Source organism: Bacteroides hominis (assembly GCF_033042785.2).
In the GTDB taxonomy this organism is placed as follows: domain Bacteria; phylum Bacteroidota; class Bacteroidia; order Bacteroidales; family Bacteroidaceae; genus Bacteroides; species Bacteroides hominis.
Genome location: NZ_CP178829.1, coordinates 1,801,639 through 1,818,494 on the forward strand (window position 1 = coordinate 1,801,639; position 16,856 = coordinate 1,818,494).

The 16,856-nt window shown below is 43.6% G+C and carries 21 protein-coding genes; 14 read left to right on the forward strand and 7 right to left on the reverse strand.

The genetic code is table 11. The annotated features are described in order from the left end of the window. Nucleotides 1–531 precede the first annotated feature (531 nt). Genes R3O62_RS07665 through R3O62_RS07730 form a run of 14 tightly spaced genes read left to right on the forward strand, consistent with a single transcriptional unit; the run spans nt 532 to nt 12,051 of the window. A complete protein-coding gene (locus R3O62_RS07665; protein WP_317473062.1) occupies nt 532–2,349 on the forward strand; it encodes a reverse transcriptase/maturase family protein in 1,818 nt (605 codons plus the stop codon). A 59-nt stretch (nt 2,350–2,408) separates the two neighbouring features. Further along, nucleotides 2,409–2,738 (forward strand): DUF4133 domain-containing protein, encoded by a 330-nt coding sequence (locus R3O62_RS07670; RefSeq protein ID WP_317473063.1) that lies wholly within the window; start codon nt 2,409–2,411, stop codon nt 2,736–2,738. Beyond that, nucleotides 2,735–5,239 carry a TraG family conjugative transposon ATPase gene (locus R3O62_RS07675; RefSeq protein WP_317473064.1) on the forward strand — a complete coding sequence of 835 codons (2,505 nt, stop codon included), beginning with the start codon at nt 2,735–2,737 and terminating at the stop codon, nt 5,237–5,239. The genes R3O62_RS07670 and R3O62_RS07675 overlap by 4 nt, the downstream gene beginning before the upstream one ends. A gap of 28 nt (nt 5,240–5,267) precedes the next feature. Then, the gene (locus R3O62_RS07680; RefSeq protein WP_028897896.1) at nt 5,268–5,624 is read left to right on the forward strand and encodes a DUF3876 domain-containing protein; all 357 of its coding nucleotides are present in this window, start codon (nt 5,268–5,270) and stop codon (nt 5,622–5,624) included. Nucleotides 5,625–5,628: 4 nt separating this feature from the next. Continuing rightward, entirely contained in the window at nt 5,629–6,258 is a 630-nt protein-coding gene (locus R3O62_RS07685; protein WP_005926203.1) for a DUF4141 domain-containing protein, read from the forward strand. Between the two features lie 19 nt (nt 6,259–6,277). Beyond that, nucleotides 6,278–7,303, forward strand: coding sequence for a conjugative transposon protein TraJ (gene traJ, locus R3O62_RS07690; RefSeq protein WP_028897895.1), 1,026 nt, complete (start codon nt 6,278–6,280; stop codon nt 7,301–7,303). 12 nt (nt 7,304–7,315) lie between these two features. After that, the gene (gene traK / locus R3O62_RS07695; RefSeq protein ID WP_005926197.1) at nt 7,316–7,939 is read left to right on the forward strand and encodes a conjugative transposon protein TraK; all 624 of its coding nucleotides are present in this window, start codon (nt 7,316–7,318) and stop codon (nt 7,937–7,939) included. 3 nt (nt 7,940–7,942) lie between these two features. Then, nucleotides 7,943–8,248, forward strand: coding sequence for a TraL conjugative transposon family protein (locus R3O62_RS07700; protein WP_317473065.1), 306 nt, complete (start codon nt 7,943–7,945; stop codon nt 8,246–8,248). Then, nucleotides 8,223–9,575, forward strand: a complete 1,353-nt coding sequence (gene traM, locus R3O62_RS07705) for a conjugative transposon protein TraM (RefSeq protein ID WP_317473066.1) — start codon at nt 8,223–8,225, stop codon at nt 9,573–9,575. The genes R3O62_RS07700 and traM overlap by 26 nt, the downstream gene beginning before the upstream one ends. A gap of 38 nt (nt 9,576–9,613) precedes the next feature. Continuing rightward, nucleotides 9,614–10,522: a conjugative transposon protein TraN gene (gene traN, locus R3O62_RS07710; RefSeq protein WP_217788713.1), complete on the forward strand. Its 909-nt coding sequence runs from the start codon at nt 9,614–9,616 to the stop codon at nt 10,520–10,522. A 2-nt stretch (nt 10,523–10,524) separates the two neighbouring features. After that, nucleotides 10,525–11,103, forward strand: a complete 579-nt coding sequence (locus R3O62_RS07715) for a conjugal transfer protein TraO (RefSeq protein ID WP_317473067.1) — start codon at nt 10,525–10,527, stop codon at nt 11,101–11,103. A 21-nt stretch (nt 11,104–11,124) separates the two neighbouring features. Continuing rightward, nucleotides 11,125–11,574, forward strand: coding sequence for a DUF3872 domain-containing protein (locus tag R3O62_RS07720; RefSeq protein WP_317473068.1), 450 nt, complete (start codon nt 11,125–11,127; stop codon nt 11,572–11,574). Between the two features lie 13 nt (nt 11,575–11,587). After that, nucleotides 11,588–11,905, forward strand: a complete 318-nt coding sequence (locus R3O62_RS07725; RefSeq protein WP_317473069.1) for a hypothetical protein — start codon at nt 11,588–11,590, stop codon at nt 11,903–11,905. After that, nucleotides 11,902–12,051, forward strand: coding sequence for a hypothetical protein (locus R3O62_RS07730; RefSeq protein WP_196245876.1), 150 nt, complete (start codon nt 11,902–11,904; stop codon nt 12,049–12,051). The genes R3O62_RS07725 and R3O62_RS07730 overlap by 4 nt, the downstream gene beginning before the upstream one ends. Before the next feature lie 155 nt (nt 12,052–12,206). Here the strand turns inward: R3O62_RS07730 and R3O62_RS07735 are convergent, their stop codons facing one another. The 7 genes from R3O62_RS07735 to R3O62_RS07765 form a co-directional block, all read right to left on the reverse strand. After that, on the reverse strand, nt 12,207–12,686 hold the full coding sequence (locus R3O62_RS07735; protein ID WP_317473070.1) for a DUF7258 domain-containing protein: 480 nt from the start codon (nt 12,684–12,686) through the stop codon (nt 12,207–12,209). Between the two features lie 20 nt (nt 12,687–12,706). Beyond that, nucleotides 12,707–12,922: a DUF3873 domain-containing protein gene (locus tag R3O62_RS07740; protein WP_028897889.1), complete on the reverse strand. Its 216-nt coding sequence runs from the start codon at nt 12,920–12,922 to the stop codon at nt 12,707–12,709. A gap of 24 nt (nt 12,923–12,946) precedes the next feature. After that, a complete protein-coding gene (locus R3O62_RS07745) occupies nt 12,947–13,159 on the reverse strand; it encodes a hypothetical protein (RefSeq protein ID WP_087338105.1) in 213 nt (70 codons plus the stop codon). 43 nt (nt 13,160–13,202) lie between these two features. Then, complete coding sequence (locus tag R3O62_RS07750; protein WP_317473071.1) at nt 13,203–13,736, reverse strand: antirestriction protein ArdA; 534 nt, start codon at nt 13,734–13,736, stop codon at nt 13,203–13,205. A 408-nt stretch (nt 13,737–14,144) separates the two neighbouring features. Beyond that, nucleotides 14,145–14,597 (reverse strand): JAB domain-containing protein, encoded by a 453-nt coding sequence (locus R3O62_RS07755; protein ID WP_235334342.1) that lies wholly within the window; start codon nt 14,595–14,597, stop codon nt 14,145–14,147. A gap of 258 nt (nt 14,598–14,855) precedes the next feature. Continuing rightward, complete coding sequence (locus tag R3O62_RS07760) at nt 14,856–15,398, reverse strand: ORF6N domain-containing protein (protein ID WP_317473072.1); 543 nt, start codon at nt 15,396–15,398, stop codon at nt 14,856–14,858. A gap of 75 nt (nt 15,399–15,473) precedes the next feature. After that, nucleotides 15,474–16,706 (reverse strand): site-specific integrase, encoded by a 1,233-nt coding sequence (locus tag R3O62_RS07765; RefSeq protein ID WP_117596360.1) that lies wholly within the window; start codon nt 16,704–16,706, stop codon nt 15,474–15,476. Nucleotides 16,707–16,856 lie beyond the last annotated feature (150 nt).

A 16,856-nucleotide genomic window follows, 5' to 3' on the forward strand; every position in this document is an offset into this window, starting at 1 on the left:
CAATAGCAAGACGTTAGGCGAGTGTTCGATAGCCTATCATCAATCGGCTTATCCGAAAGGAAAACCAGACGGGGAGTGTAGCATGCCGATATAATTGATAAGTCATACAGTTACCAAGTATGCGACTGAATCAAGAGATGAAAGATAGATATGAGGATAAAATCTGGATTGATTAAACGATAGTCCAAGTGGTACAACTCGAAACGATGGCGGAAGGTAACTATAAACGCCATACTGTAACACGCTTGATTCGACCTTTGAGGGTTGAGTGCAGAACAGGTTACAGCACAACTGCCATAAGCAGTAACGGACGAAAGTCGTATCCGACAATCTATCAAAGCTATGTTGCCATAGAATTAAACGTGGATTACCTAACCCGGAACGCCGAAAGGCTATTAGGTTTGAGACCTATGAAAATCCGGTATGGTAACGGAGCCACCGTAGTAGTCCGAGCGAGGGAAAGCCTCGTACATGGCGAAGGGTGGCAGCTAACATTTATTAATACAATTAACGGAAAATGTGAGAGACATTATGAGAAATCCAGAAAGAGTATTAAACAGTCTGTCAGAGCACAGCAAAGTTTCGGACTACAAGTTTGAACGGCTCTACAGGGTTCTATTCAATTCGGATATGTTTTTGTTAGCTTACCATAACATACAAGGTAGGCAGGGAAACATGACAAAGGGTTCAGACAGTCAGACTATTGACGGTATGAGTCTGAAACGAATTGAAAATTTGATTGATGCGCTTAAAAACGAAACGTATCAACCAAAACCGGCGAGAAGGACGTATATACCCAAGAAAAATGGAAAAATGCGACCGCTCGGCATTCCGTCATTCAACGACAAATTGGTGCAAGAGGTACTACGAATGATGTTGGGAGCAATTTATGAGGGGAGTTTTGAAAACACCTCGCACGGCTTTCGACCCAAACGCAGTTGCCACACCGCATTAATACAGGTACAGAAAAATTTCACTGCTGCCAAGTGGTTTATCGAGGGCGACATCGAGGGATTTTTCGATAACATCAGCCATGATGTTTTAATCGGAATCTTAAGAGAACGCATTGCAGATGACCGCTTTATCAGGCTAATGTGGAAGTTTCTCAAAGCTGGTTATATCGAAGATTGGACTTTTCACAAAACGTACAGCGGAACACCTCAAGGTGGAATTATTAGCCCGATACTGGCTAATATCTACCTTGACAAGTTGGACAAGTACATGAAAGAGTATGCCGAAAAATTCGATAAAGGTGAAAAACGGGCAATGAACCTTGAGTACAAACGACATTCCGGAAAGATGTGGTGGCTCGGCACAAAGTTGAAGCAAACCGAGGACAAAGAAACTCGGAGGGAACTGATTGATGCTATAAAGCAACATCAGAGAAACAGAATGCACTTACCCTCTGTCGATGAAATGGACGAGGGATATAGACGAATTAAGTACGTAAGGTACGCTGATGATTTTATTATCGGAGTGATAGGTTGTAAAACGGACTGCGAAGCCATTAAGGAGGATATTAAGAATTTCCTCTACGAAAGGCTGAAATTATCGCTTTCTGAAGAAAAGACTTTAATCACACACGGCAATAAAAAGGCTAAATTCCTCGGCTATGAAATCTATGTCCGACCATTTTCGGATAAGGCGTTAAGGGGGCAGAAGTCGGGAGTTCTTATTAAGGCTTACGGTAAAAAGGTTGTTTTAGAAGTTCCTATGTCCACAATGCGGGATAAACTTCTTTACTACGAAGCAATGATGATTCAACAATTCGAGGGCAAAGCAAGATGGAAATCTACAAGCCGGACGAAATTGATTCATTTGGATGACCTTGAAATACTGGATGCCTACAACAGAGAAATCCGAGGTTTTGCAAACTATTTCTCAATAGCTAATAACAGTTCACATCTCAATTCTTTCAAGTACATCATGCAATATAGTATGTATAAGACTTTTGCACGAAAGTACAGCACGACAGCCCGCAAAATCATTGCGAAGTACCGCATAAACAAGGACTTTGCTGTGACCTATGAGGACAAGAAAGGCAGGAAGAAAACGAGAGTCTTTTTCAACGGCAGCTTCAAGCGCAAAATAACCGCAATGGATGCGAGTTGTGATGTTGTAGCCAACACAATTTTCAATACCACGGTTTCAAGCCTTATTCAAAGGCTACAAGCCGGAAAATGTGAGTTGTGTGGCGCAGAGGGTAATATTGAAGTACATCATGTCAAACGCCTCAAAGACCTGCAAGGTAAGAAGCCTTGGGAAATCCAAATGATTGGACGTCAGAGAAAAACATTGGCAGTATGTATTCCCTGTCACAATAAAATCCATGATGGAAAATTAGACTGAATATGTTAGTGGAGAGCCGGATACAGGGAGACCTGTAAGTCCGGTTCGGAGGCGAGTTCTTGGAAACCTACCGTAGAAATACGGCAAGGCGCCGGGTGCTTAGCCTGCGGTTGAAAAGTCAATATCTTTTCATTTTTGCGGGCGGGCTGTTAGCCCTGTTCGTGCTTTTCATCATCATGTACATGGTAGGTATCAACCAGTGGGTGTGCATCATCTTCGGCGTTACTTCGGCAACGCTGCTGGTATGGTTCGCATTCCGGTTAAACGAAAAGTACGGGACACACGGGTTGATGAAATTGTCCGCACGCAAAAGCCACCCTTTCCATATTATCAACCGAAAAGCCATATCCCGATTATTCACTAAAAATCAGAAACAAGCATCGAAATGAGAAATATATTGAAAGCTACCACGCTGGAAAACAAGTTTCCACTGTTCACGGTGGAAAACGGGTGCATCGTTTCCAAAGATGCCGACATAACGGTGGCGTTCCGGGTGGAACTGCCCGAACTGTTCACCGTCACGGCAGCCGAATACGAAGCAATACATTCCGCTTGGAACAAGGCGGTAAAGGTGCTGCCCGATTATAGCATCGTACACAAACAGGACTGGTTCATCAAAGAGAACTATGCACCTGACATCCAAAAGGATGATTTGAGTTTCCTTTCCCGTTCCTTTGAACGCCATTTCAATGAACGACCGTTCTTGAACCATACCTGCTATTTGTTCCTGACGAAAACGACAAAGGAACGCAGCCGGATGCAGAGCAATTTTTCCACTCTTTGCCGGGGCTTCCTTGTCCCCAAAGAGATAAAGGATAAGGAAACGGTTACAAAGTTCCTCGAAGCGGTGGGGCAGTTTGAAAGCATTATGAACGATAGCGGTTTCATTACCCTTACCCGTCTGACTTCGGACGAGATAACCGGGACAAGGAAAACGGCGGGTATCGTGGAGAAATACTTTTCACTCTCACAGACCGACACCACCACACTGAAAGATATTTCACTGGGTGCTGACGAAATGAAGATTGGCGATGATATTCTTTGCCTGCATACCCTGTCGGATGCAGAAGATATGCCGGGAAAAGTAGGCACAGATACCCGTTATGAAAAGCTATCCACTGACCGGAGCGATTGCCGTTTGTCGTTTGCTTCCCCGGTGGGTGTGCTGCTCTCCTGTAACCATATTTATAACCAGTATATCTTCATTGACGACCATACGGAGAACTTGAAACAGTTTGAAAAGATGGCTCGCAATATGCACTCCCTTTCCAAATACAGCCGTGCCAATCAGATAAACAAGGCTTGGATAGAGGAATATTTGAACGAAGCCCATTCACAGGGGCTTATTTCCGTGCGATGCCATTGCAATATCATGGCGTGGAGTGACGACCGGGACGAATTAAAGCACATTAAAAATGATGTGGGGTCACAGCTCGCACTTATGGAATGCAAGCCACGCCATAACACCACCGACACGCCGACCCTGTTTTGGGCGGGAATACCCGGCAATCAGGCGGACTTTCCGGCGGAAGAAAGTTTCTATACATTCATCGAACAGGCTCTTTGCCTGTTCACCGAAGAAACGAACTACAAAAGTTCACTTTCTCCCTTTGGTATCAAGATGGTGGATAGGGTCACAGGAAAGCCGTTGCACATTGATATTTCAGATTTACCCATGAAGCGGGGTATTATTACCAACCGTAACAAGTTCATACTTGGGCCGAGTGGTAGCGGCAAGTCATTCTTTACCAATCACATGGTACGCCAGTATTATGAACAAAATGCACACGTGCTGTTGGTCGATACCGGAAATAGTTACTTGGGGCTGTGTGAAATGATTAACCGAAAAACGCACGGGGAAGATGGGATATATTTTACCTATACCACCGAAAAGCCGATAGCGTTCAATCCTTTCTATGTGGAAGATGGGGTATTTGATATTGAAAAGAAAGAGAGTATCAAAACGCTTATCCTGACCCTGTGGAAAAGAGACGATGAAGCACCCACACGGGCGGAAGAAGTGGCTTTGTCAAACGCTGTAAGTTCCTATATCGAACTGATTACTAAGGACAGTTCGATTACTCCCTGCTTTAATACGTTCTATGAATATGTGAGGAATGACTACCGGGCGCACCTGCAAGAAAAGAACGTCCGGGAAAAGGATTTTGATATAGATAACTTCCTGAATGTATTAGAGCCTTACTACAAAGGGGGCGAATACGACTACCTGTTGAACTCCGACAAAGAGCTTGATTTACTGCATAAACGCTTCATTGTCTTTGAGTTGGATAATATCAAAGACCACAAAATCCTGTTCCCGATTACTACGATTATCATCATGGAAGTATTTATTTCCAAAATGCGTAAACTAAAGGGTATCAGGAAATTAATATTGATAGAAGAAGCGTGGAAAGCGATTGCATCGGCGAATATGGCGGATTACATAAAATACCTTTACAAAACGGTTAGAAAGTATTTCGGCGAAGCGATTGTTGTTACCCAAGAGGTCGAAGATATTATTTCCTCACCCATTGTAAAAGAGAGTATTATAAACAATTCTGATTGTAAGATACTGCTCGACCAACGGAAGTACCTTAATAAATTCGATAGCATACAGAACCTTTTGGGACTGACCGACAAGGAACGTTCACAGGTGCTTTCCATCAACCTTGCCAACCATCCCAACCGGAAATATAAGGAAGTTTGGATAGGCTTGGGCGGTACACAATCCGCCGTATATGCCACAGAAGTGAGTTTGGAAGAATATTACACGTTCACAACGGAAGAAACGGAAAAGATGGAACTTTTCGCCTTGTCTGAAAAGTTGGGCGGCAACCTCGAACTGGCTATCAAACGGCTTGCCGAAAGCAAGCGCAATCCTGAAAAATAATCAATCAACAATTTAAAAATCAATCAGTATGAAACATTTAAAATTCTTGTTTCCGGTGCTGCTATGCACCTTGTTACTGGGGTTTTCTTCCTGTAAGGAAACGAACGCCGACCGTCTTAGGGCGATGCGTGGCGACTGGAAAAGTGTAAAAAATCGTCCGGCATTTACCCTTTTTGAAGAAAACGGGCATTACCGGGTAACGACCTATCGAAAGACCTACCGGGGGACTGTCCAAACGGAAACCTATCAGATTTCAGAACAGGACGGAAACCTGTTCATCGAAACGGGGCTTTCCGTCTTGCTGACCTACGACAAAGAGAACGACCGGATTCTACTTTCACCCGGTGGAGAATACAAACGGAGTAAACAACCAATAAAGAAATAAGCGTATGAGAACAAAGATTATAATGCTGCTCGTAGTATGCAGCCTGTTTGCTGGAAAGGTAAGTGCACAGTGGGTGGTGAGTGACCCCGGTAATTTGGCGCAAGGGATTATCAATGCGTCAAAGAACATCGTACAGACATCATCCACCGCACAGAATATGATAAAGAATTTTCAGGAAACGGTAAAGATTTACCAACAAGGTAAAGAATATTACGATGCCTTAAAATCAGTGCATAACCTTGTCAAAGATGCCCGGAAAGTACAAAAGTCCATCCTGCTTATCGGGGAGATTTCCGATATATACGTGAACAGTTTTCAGAAGATGCTTTCGGATGAAAACTATACACCGGACGAACTTTCGGCGATTGCTTACGGCTATACCCAACTGTTGCAGGAAAGTTCCGATGTACTGGAAGAAATGAAAAGCGTGGTGAACATCAACGGGCTTTCCATGTCGGACAAGGAACGGATGGACGTAATCGACCGGACGTATAACGCCATCAGGAACTACCGGGATTTGGTAAGTTACTATACCCGCAAGAATATTTCCGTTTCCTACCTGCGGGCGAAAAAGAAAAAGGACACCGACCGGGTAATGGCTCTTTACGGCTCGGCGGATGAACGTTACTGGTAACCTCTAAAAACAGACAAGTATGTTATTAGCAATCGAATTTGATAACCTGCATCAGATTTTACGAAGTCTGTACACGGACATGATGCCGTTATGCGGGAACATGGCGGGGGTAGCCAAAGGAATAGCGGGACTGGGCGCATTGTTCTATGTGGCTGCCAAAGTATGGCAGTCGCTCGCCAGTGCCGAACCGATAGACGTTTACCCTTTGCTCCGTCCTTTTGTGATTGGCTTCTGTATTATGTTCTTTCCCACATTCGTACTGGGTACGATTAACAGCGTGATGTCGCCAGTAGTCAAGGGCTGTAACAATATGCTCGAAACGCAAACTTTCGATATGAACGCTTACCGGGAACAAAAGGACAAGCTGGAATATGAAGCGATGGTACGCAATCCGGAAACGGCTTATCTTGTTTCGGATGAAGCGTTTGACAAGCAGATAGATGAACTGGGGTGGTCTGCCAAAGACATAGCCACGATGGGCGGCATGTATATGGATAGGGCGGCACATAATATCAAGCAATCCGTCCGGGACTGGTTCAGGGAACTTTTGGAACTGCTCTTTCAGGCGGCAGCCCTTGTGATAGACACTATCCGAACCTTTTTCTTGATTGTCCTTGCCATACTGGGTCCGATAGCCTTTGCCATCAGCGTGTATGATGGCTTTCAGGCGACACTGACCCAATGGATAACAAGGTACATTTCCGTTTACCTGTGGTTGCCCGTTTCCGACCTGTTCAGTTCCATTCTTGCCCGAATACAGGTGCTTATGCTGCAAAAGGATATTCAAGAGCTATCAGACCCTAATTTCATACCGGACAGCAGCAATAGCGTGTACATAATTTTTATGATAATCGGCATTGTCGGTTACTTCACCATCCCCACCGTATCGAACTGGATTATTCAGGCGGGTGGAATGGGTAACATGAGCCGGAATATAAACAGTGCGGCTAACAAAGCGGGTAGCGGTGTCGGTGCGGTAGCCGGGGCAGCAACCGGAAACGCTGGCGGCAGGGTCGGCGGTAAACTAATCAAAGGTAATCAATAATTAAAAATCAAGATGGAATTTAAAAGTTTAAAGAACATTGAAACCAGTTTCAAACAGATACGGCTTTTCGGTATTGTGTTTGTCGTGATGTGTACCCTGATAACAGGTTATGCCGTTTGGAACTCCTACACGTTTGCCGAAGCGCAACGGCAGAAGATTTATGTGCTGGACGGTGGCAAATCGTTGATGCTTGCGCTTTCGCAAGACCTCTCGCAAAACCGTCCGGTTGAAGCAAGGGAACACGTGAAACGTTTCCACGAACTCTTTTTCACGCTCTCACCCGATAAGAATGCTATCGAAAGCAATATCAAACGGTCGCTGTTCCTTGCCGATAAGAGCGCATTTAACTATTACCGTGACCTCTCGGAAAAAGGGTATTACAACCGTATCATATCGGGCAATATCAGCCAAACGATACGGATAGACAGCGTTTCATGCAATTTCGATGTGTACCCGTATGCGGTGGCTACCTATGCCCGGCAAATGATTATCCGTGAAAGCAGCGTGACCGAAAGAAGCCTTGTCACCCGTTGCCGGTTATTGAACGCTGTAAGAAGTGATAATAACCCGCACGGTTTTATGATGGAAAGTTTCGAGATAACGGAAAACAAGGACTTGAACACCATAAAGCGGTAAGCCATGATACGGAAAATACTCTCTCCGGTGAATCAGGCTGTTACCCATGTACAGGACTGGGCGGATGAAAAACTTCGCCACCTGTGCGGGCGCATGACACCGGAAACAAGGCTGGCGGTAATCCTGCTTATGCTCCTGTTCTTCGGCGGGTTATCCATCTACTTTACGGTATTATCCATTTACCGGATAGGCAAAGAGGATGGCGAAACCATACGGATAGAACATATCAGGCAGTTACAACTTCAAAGTAAAGACAGTACGAATATTTTTAATCAGTTAGACAATGGAAGAAAAAGAAGTGAAGAATGAAGTTCCCGCACCGGAAACGGACAGGAAGAAAGAAGAAAAAGAGAAAAAGGAACTTACCCCGCAACAGATACAGCAACGAAAGAAGATGCTGGTTTACCCGCTTATGGGACTGGTTTTCTTGGGGGCTATGTACCTGATTTTTGCACCGTCCGAAAAGGACGAAGCAACGGTGGAAAGCGTGGGCGGATTTAACGCCGATATTCCGCAGCCCAAAGGGGACGGGATAATCAGCGATAAAAAGACCGCCTACGAACAGGAACAGATGGAGAACAAACAGGCGGACAAGATGCGCTCCTTACAGGATTTTGCCTTTTCGCTCGGAGAGGAAAACGGAAAGGGGGAAGATTTGCCCCTGATAGATGATGCTCCGGCAGGAAAGCCGAAAAACGCCGTGATAGATTTCGGGGCGGGTGCGCCGAATAATAAGCGTTCCTCTATCCAGTCTTCAGCGGCAGCTTACCGGGACATGAACCGTCAATTAGGCAGTTTCTACGAAACGCCGAAAGAGGACAAGGAAAAGGAAGAACTGAAACGTAAGGTGGAAGAACTCACTGCCCGGCTCGATGCGAAAGAAAACGGTGCGGGCAGCATGGATGAACAGGTGGCTCTTATGGAAAAGTCTTACGAACTGGCGGCAAAGTATATGAACGGCGGACAGCAGGAACAAGTAGCGCAAGTGATACCTACCGCACCCATTCAGGAAAAAGAAAATGCCGCACCTGTAAAAGCGGTATCGGACAGGACGGTTTCAGGATTGCAGCAGCCTATGAGCAATGCCGAATTTATCGCCGAATACAGCAAGCCACGCAATTACGGGTTTAATACGGCGGTCGGCAGTGGTTATTCGATGGGAAAGAACACTATCCGGGCGTGTGTGCATAATGACCAAACACTTATGGACGGACAAACGGTTAAACTCCGGCTGTTAGAACCCCTGCAAGCGGGTAATGTGATTGTCCCGAAAAACAGCCTTGTATCGGGAAGTGCCAAAGTTCAGGGTGAACGGCTCGACATACTGGTGTCCTCGCTTGAATATGCGGGTAACATTATTCCGGTGGAACTTGCCGTTTACGACAGTGACGGGCAGAAGGGGCTTTCCGTTCCCTCGTCACTGGAACAGGAAGCGGCAAAAGAAGCGATGGCGAATATCGGCGCCGGGCTGGGAACGAGCATTTCCTTTGCGCAAAGTGCCGGGCAGCAGGTCGCAATGGATATAACAAGGGGCTTAATGCAGGGCGGTTCGCAATACCTCGCTAAGAAGTTCAGAACGGTAAAAGTACACCTGAAAGCGAACTATCAGGTGATGCTTTACGCCAAACAACAATAACTATGTATCAATTATCAACTACAAAAATTTCAATCCAAATGAAAAAGTTAATTATCATGTTTGCCCTGCTTTTGGGCGTGGTTTCAGTGAAAGCACAAAGTAACGATTTGTATCAGGGCATTACTAAAAAATTGCCTTACCGCCAAATGGTGACACCTTACGGCGTACAGGTGACATTCGCCAAAACGGTACACATCATTTTCCCGTCTGCCGTGAAGTACGTGGACTTAGGCAGTAACTACATTATTGCCGGAAAAGCGGACGGGGCGGAAAATGTTGTTCGTGTGAAAGCTACGACAGAGGGCTTTCCCGGTGAAACAAACTTTTCTGTTATCTGTGAGGATGGCAGTTTTTATTCTTTCAATGCTAAATACGCACACGAACCGGAAATGCTGAACATCGAAATGAAAGATTTCTTGGAGAATGAGGACACAACGGATTTCAGCCATACCCGGATGAATATCTATTTCCGTGAATTGGGTAACGAAAGCCCGCTTTTGGTAAAGCTGATTATGCAGTCCATCTACAAGAACAATGACAGGGAAATAAAGCATTTGGGATGCAAGCGTTTCGGGGTGCAGTTCTTGGTAAAGGGCATTTATTCGCATAACGGGCTTTTTTACTTCCACACACAGGTAAAGAACAGTTCAAACGTGCCGTTTGATACCGATTTTATCCGTTTCAAGATTGTGGATAAGAAAGTAGCCAAAAGAACGGCAATTCAGGAAACGGTGATTGACCCGGTACGGAGCTATAACGAGATACTGGTTATCGGCGGCAAGAGTACCGTTCGCACCGTGTACACCGTCCCGCAATTCACCATACCGGATGATAAGGTCTTGGTTATTGAACTGGTGGAAAAGAACGGGGGCAGACACCAAACTATCCGGGTGGAAAACTCGGATGTCGTGGCGGCAAAAGTGATTAACGAACTTAAAATCAAATGAACATGAAAAGGATATGCTGTATTATATCCCTTTTTGCGCTGTGCCTGACTTTTAACCAGGCACACGCACAAAGATGTCTGCCAGGAATGAAAGGTTTGCAGGTTACGGGCGGCATGGCGGACGGTGTTCACTGGAACAGTAAAAGCGATTTCGCTTATTACTTCGGGGCGGCTCTCTCTACCTATACCAAAAATGGGAACAGGTGGGTTATCGGCGGGGAATACTTCGAAAAGCATTACCCCTATAAGGATTTACAGATACCCGTAAGCCAGTTCACAGGTGAGGGCGGTTACTATATGAACTTCCTTTCCGACCGGAAGAAAACCTTTTTCCTTTCGCTCGGATTGTCTGCCCTTGCCGGATACGAAACAAGCAACTGGGGTGACAAGCTGCTGCCCGATGGCTCGATGCTGACGGATAAGGACGGTTTTGTCTATGGCGGTGCGCTGACGCTGGAACTGGAAAGTTATATTACCGACCGGGTGGTGTTCCTGATTAACGCACGAGAAAGATGCCTGTTCGGTTCTTCCGTTGGAAAGTTCCATACACAGTTCGGTATCGGTCTAAAGATAATAATGTGATAAACTAACCTATTATATATAATGTATATGAGAAAGATTTTAAGCCGTATTTTGATAGGCTGCTATGTAATGGCCGCCTTGTTATTAGTGAGTGCGTGTAATGACAGCGTGGATATACAGCAGTCTTACCCGTTCAGTATCGAAACGATGCCTGTACCGAAGAAATTAAAGGTGGGTGAAACCGCCGAAATCAGGTGTCAGCTTCACCGGGACGGGCGGTATGAGGAAACAAAGTATTTCATCCGTTATTTCCAGCCGGACGGGGCGGGAACGCTGAAAATGTCCGATGGGACGGTTCTACTGCCGAATGACCTGTACCCGCTTCCGGGCGAAACATTCCGGCTTTACTATACCTCTACATCAACCGACCAACAGACGGTAGATGTGTATTTTCAGGATAGCTTCGGGCAATTGGAACAACTTACGTTTTCATTTAACAATGACAACAGTAAGGAAGAAGAAAACAATTAAAGACAAAAAGAACATGGTTAAAATAGAATTGGATATAAACGGTATTTCATTTTTTGTAAGTACCACATGGAAAACGGATGCAGTTCCGGCAGTCGGTGATATTGTGATAGTGGATAAAGAAAGCATTTCACCATCTGACCGGGTAGCATTAAGGAAAACACCGTCCAATCAGGTTTTCAAGTGGGCGGATGAAGAAGATGATTCTCCGGCATTGAATTATTTCGACTATGATACGGAAATGGTTGTAAAAAAGCGGACTTGGAAATTTGATTCCGAAGATGAAGAAATGGTGTGCATTCTGAAAGTTATCTTTCTGTTCCATGAAGAATGATATTGAGTTTCATGTATTTTATCCGTATGATAGATAAATTCCTTGTGGCTTTGGCTGCTTTTTACCTGCTGGCTGGTTGCTGGTGCTGGTATGAAATGAAACACGCTCCAACCGATAAAGAACTATGGGGCGAAGAATTGGAATGATACGTTATGCGTAATGTTATGGTAGATAATCCGGCGGGTATTTCCCGGCGGGTTATCTTTTTTATAGGGAATGGAAACAGGTTTCTTTGCTATCTTTCTTTGTCCGCTTCAGCTCACAGAAAGAAAGTAGCGGCGGCATTTGCCGCCGTTCTTTATTAACCGATTATAATGTTCTTTACAGGTGTATTATGTTCCAACCACTCTTTGACACATTCCATGTTATATTCGCTCGTTATAACTGCCTTATCTACGTCTATGGGCGTAAAACGGGTGCTTTCATAGCTATCTATCCACCCTTTCAGGGAACAGACACCCCATGCTTTCACGTCCTCAAAAATGCCGTTCAGCGTGTCGATGGGTTTGCTGAAAGTAACTATCATTGCATCGAATGTTGTTTTGTCGGGTAGTAGTTCCAAATACTTCAATGAACCGAAATCATCTGCTTTCCGTCCGAAAGACCAGTCATAAGAATAAAGTTCATTACCCCACTGGTGCGGCGTGTCAAAACGTACTTTCACGCTGACCGTGTATTTATCCTCTGTGGTGTCCTCGATAACACCCGTTACCAACAATCCGGTAAATATGCACTTGCAACGTCTGCCGATAATCTTTTTATTTACTTCTGTCGTTTTCATAAATGTACTTATTTATATTGTTATTGTTTCTTTTCTTTTTTCGCTATCCATTCATCCCGCTGTTTGCGACATTCGTCAAGCGTTTTAGCCACTGTGCTGAACAGTTCCATATCTGTATGGCGATAATCATACTGGAAATAAATCTGTCCCCTGAATGCGCCTAAACAGCATTTCACATATTTTTCTTCTCCCGGTATTTGGGTAATGCTTACCCCGTTTTTGTTTAAAGTTTCCATATCGTTATAATTTATAATGAGTTATCAGATAATCAAAAATGAGAGCAACACAATGAAAATAATCGCCATACAAAACAGGTAAACGGCGGAGATAAACAGCCGGAGAACGAACCGGATAATAAAAAAGCCTATGATTAGGGCTATCCACATTCCGGCGGTGCTGGTGGCTGCCTGATAGATGATAAAAGCAAGTATGAACCATCGTAAAAAAGTCGCTATCTTATTATATACTTTCATTGTCTTAGCGTGTTGCGGGTGGATTGCTCCACCCGGTTAGTAATCAGGCGCAACGGAAAACAAAACCGTTATCCATCCAGTAATCAGTTATAAATAAATCACGGGCAAAAGCTGAATAGTCAAAGTAGGTCTTTGCGAACTCCGGCAGGTCGTAACATTGCTCTACGATTTCATAGGCGTAATCTTCCTCGTCTTTATATTCTCCCTGATATTCGTCCTCAAAGGAAGAAATAAGGTCGTCCGCATCTTCTTCGCTTATATCGCTGTTGTGGTGGTCGCACCATACGAAAAACGCTTCCTGCTGGGTTTCACTTAGTTTCTCGATGGCATCCCGAAGCTCAAAGAACTTTTCAGAAAGCCAACTTTCGGAAATCAGGGCTTCCGGGATATTCTCGTAATCCTGAAACATAAATTCCGGGTCTTGGTCGTCCTTGTGCAGTTTCCGGCACGCTTCTAAAAACTCGTCCTTATCCGAATAGTCGGACAGGTCTAACCATTTGCCGAAAAGTGAACCGTTGTTATACTTGTTGTAAGTACCTACATAAACTCTTGCTTCTGATAATGTTACTGCTTCCATAATTCTGTGTCTTTTAAAATTTATGCGGATTTGAGAGGTAAGGGAGTTGAGTTTCATAACCTTTTTTCCTGTTTCTCGTAAATCTGACTTTTTTTTTATGCGTTTCCGGTCGGGGCGGTCGTTTTCGTTTCATATAGGCTTTAAAGGGTAGTGTTTAGGCTTTGCAAGATTTTAAAGAAAAATACTCTTTGGACGAAGTACAACAGGAAGATTTTTGTTTAAACCCTTTAGGGCTTGACCTTGCAAAGACGTTAAGAACACGGAAATACCTTTGCCTATGTGATACGATAATGACTGCTCCGATTGGGGACTGCCTAAGAGGAAGATTTACAATAAGAGAAACTGGAAAAATGGTTTTATTTTAAAAGTAGGATATTGTGTTTTTGTTGCCAGTAACAAAAAAAGGGCTTAGATAAGCCCCTCGTCTGCAAAACTGTAATAGCTTTCTTCTGTCAGGATGATATGGTCTAACAGGTGTAAATCCAAGACCTTGCAGGCTTCTTTTATTTTTGAGGTAATTTGTTTGTCCGGTTCACTCGGACGTAGGTTGCCCGATGGGTGGTTATGTGAGAGAATTATGCCCGAAGCATGGACTTTTAAGGCGGTTTGCAGGATGATTTTCACGTCCATTACTGTTTCAGCCATACCGCCTTTAGAGATAAGGGAAACGCCTAAAGCCTTATTTGCCCGATTAAGGAACATTGCATAACTTTCTTCGTGGTGTTCCATACATTCTACATAGAACGGTTTCAGGTAGGAATAAGAAGTTTCAGAAGAGAGAATTTTTATTCTTTCGGATGCTTTTACATTGTCCTTATAAGAGATAGTGATTTCCGGCATGGTAAATTCGATTGTTTTCATAACGCTTGAATTTTAAATTAAACAATAAGAAATTTTGCCGGACACCCACAGTTTGGCGGGGACTTCAACCAAATCTTTTCAAAAAATACAACCCGTAGGTGTGGAGATTTTTTAGAAAACCGGAACGGCTCGGATTTGGTATTTGTCCCCGCCGGGCTGTAACTTTGCTAAAATTTGTGATTGAGATACATTACTTTAGGGAACTAAAAAAGAGGTATCACTGGTGACACCCCTTAGACAACCGAATACCTTAAACAGTTATTCGTCATAGGTTCTATATCCTATCGGTTTGCGTGGTTTTGGTTCGGGTTTGCTTAGTAACTGGGTCAGTGCTTGGTAAACCTCGCTGAATTGTGCATCCGTACTTTCTTCCAGTTCTTCAATGCGCTTTAGGAGTTCCTGATAACCTGTAATCATTTGACGCAAGGCTACAAATGCCCGCATGATAGAAATATTCACCTGTATAGCAATAGGGCTGCGCAGTACACCGGACAGGGCGGCTACTCCCTCTTGCGTGAAAACATAGGGCAAATATTTAGTATGCTTACCACGTTTTGAACTGGTTTCTTCTTCCATTTCATCCGGATTATTCTTTAAGGTCACAATTTGTGACCTTAAACATTCGACTTCTTCCTTTGTCAGTTCAAACATAAAATCTTCGGGGAAACGTTCTATATTACGTTTAACAGCCTGTTTTAACGCTTTTGTTTCCACCTGATAAAGTGCCGCAAGGTCGCTATCGAGCATAACCCTGCAACCCCTAATTTCATAAATCTTGTTTTGAATGATTTGTAAATCCATAATTCAATATTTTAAGTTGTTAAGTGATAAGTTATCTTTAGAACTGCTCACAAATCGTGACCAGTTCCTAATCTTTTATATGGCAGCAGTTACCTTTTTCGTATTAATTTTCTGTGCCAGTAATTCCATATCGTTACTTAATTTCGCATCTATAACTTTAGCATAGATTTGAGTAGTGCGAATGTCGGTGTGTCCCAACATCTTAGATACACTTTCGATGGGTACACCATTTGCTAAAGTAATGGTCGTTGCAAAAGTGTGCCTTGCAAGGTGAAATGTGACGTTCTTGTCAATACCGCATACCGTAGCAATTTCTTTCAAATAATCATTCATTTTTTGATTGCTGATAACAGGTAGCAATTGACCGTTTTTAAGTTTTCCCTCGTATTTGTTCAGGATAGCTTTCGGAATATCCAGTAAACGGATGTTTGATGTTACTTTTGTCTTGTGACGTTTCTTTATAATCCACAAATTATCATCGAATGCCATACGGATGTCGCTGCGGGTTAATTCGCATATATCCACGTATGAAAGTCCGGTATAACAGCTAAAAATAAAAATATCCCGTACCTGTTCCAATCTCTTTGAAGCAAATTCTTTGTTGCATAACCTGCTTATTTCGTCCTTGTCAAGATACCCTCTTTCGATATACTCGAATTTAAGTTTGTAATGAGCGAACGGGTCAGCAGTAATTAATCCGGTAGCTTGTGCAAAGTTTACCACTGTACGGAAACGTTGGATAAACTTCATTGCCGTATTGGGTGAACAATCGTGGTTCTTTATTATATATAGATAGAAGTTCTCAATAAATACCTTATTAATTTGACGTATCGGTAAGTCTGATACACGATATTCATCTTTCATGTATTCTATCAGGCGTAACTTTGTCAGTTCATATCGGCTGTACGTTTTGGGGGTCGCTTCACCTGCTGCGACCTTTTTCTTGTACTGGTCGTTGTGCTGGGTGAAAAAAGAAATGATGGTATTGGCTTCTTCCTCTTTTCCCAAAAGAGCATTTTTCACGCTTTCGGGGGTAACATAGCTATCCCGCATTAATTGGTTGTGGAAGTGGGAACGGATATTTGCCTTAATGTCGTCCAGCATGGAGTTAAGCCTTTGTATCTCCATTGATTTACCTATGGCTCTGCCGGATTTCCAGTTAGTTTCAAGGACTTCTAACTTGGTATTGAATTGGGTCTGTTTGCCGTTGATTGTGATACGGGCATGAATGGGTACTAAACCATTCTTTTTCATCTTGTCTTTTTTCAGGTAAAACAATACGCTGAATGTACTCTTTTCATTTTTCATAATCTCACTTTTTTAGATTGCAAAACTAATTTTAATCACTGTAAATGAGATAAATAGAGTATAGACAAATCACGTCAAAAGTAAGCCATTTTCCGACAATCGTACCCCCTAATCGTTTTTTGGGGAAGGGGGTACGATTTGGATACTAAA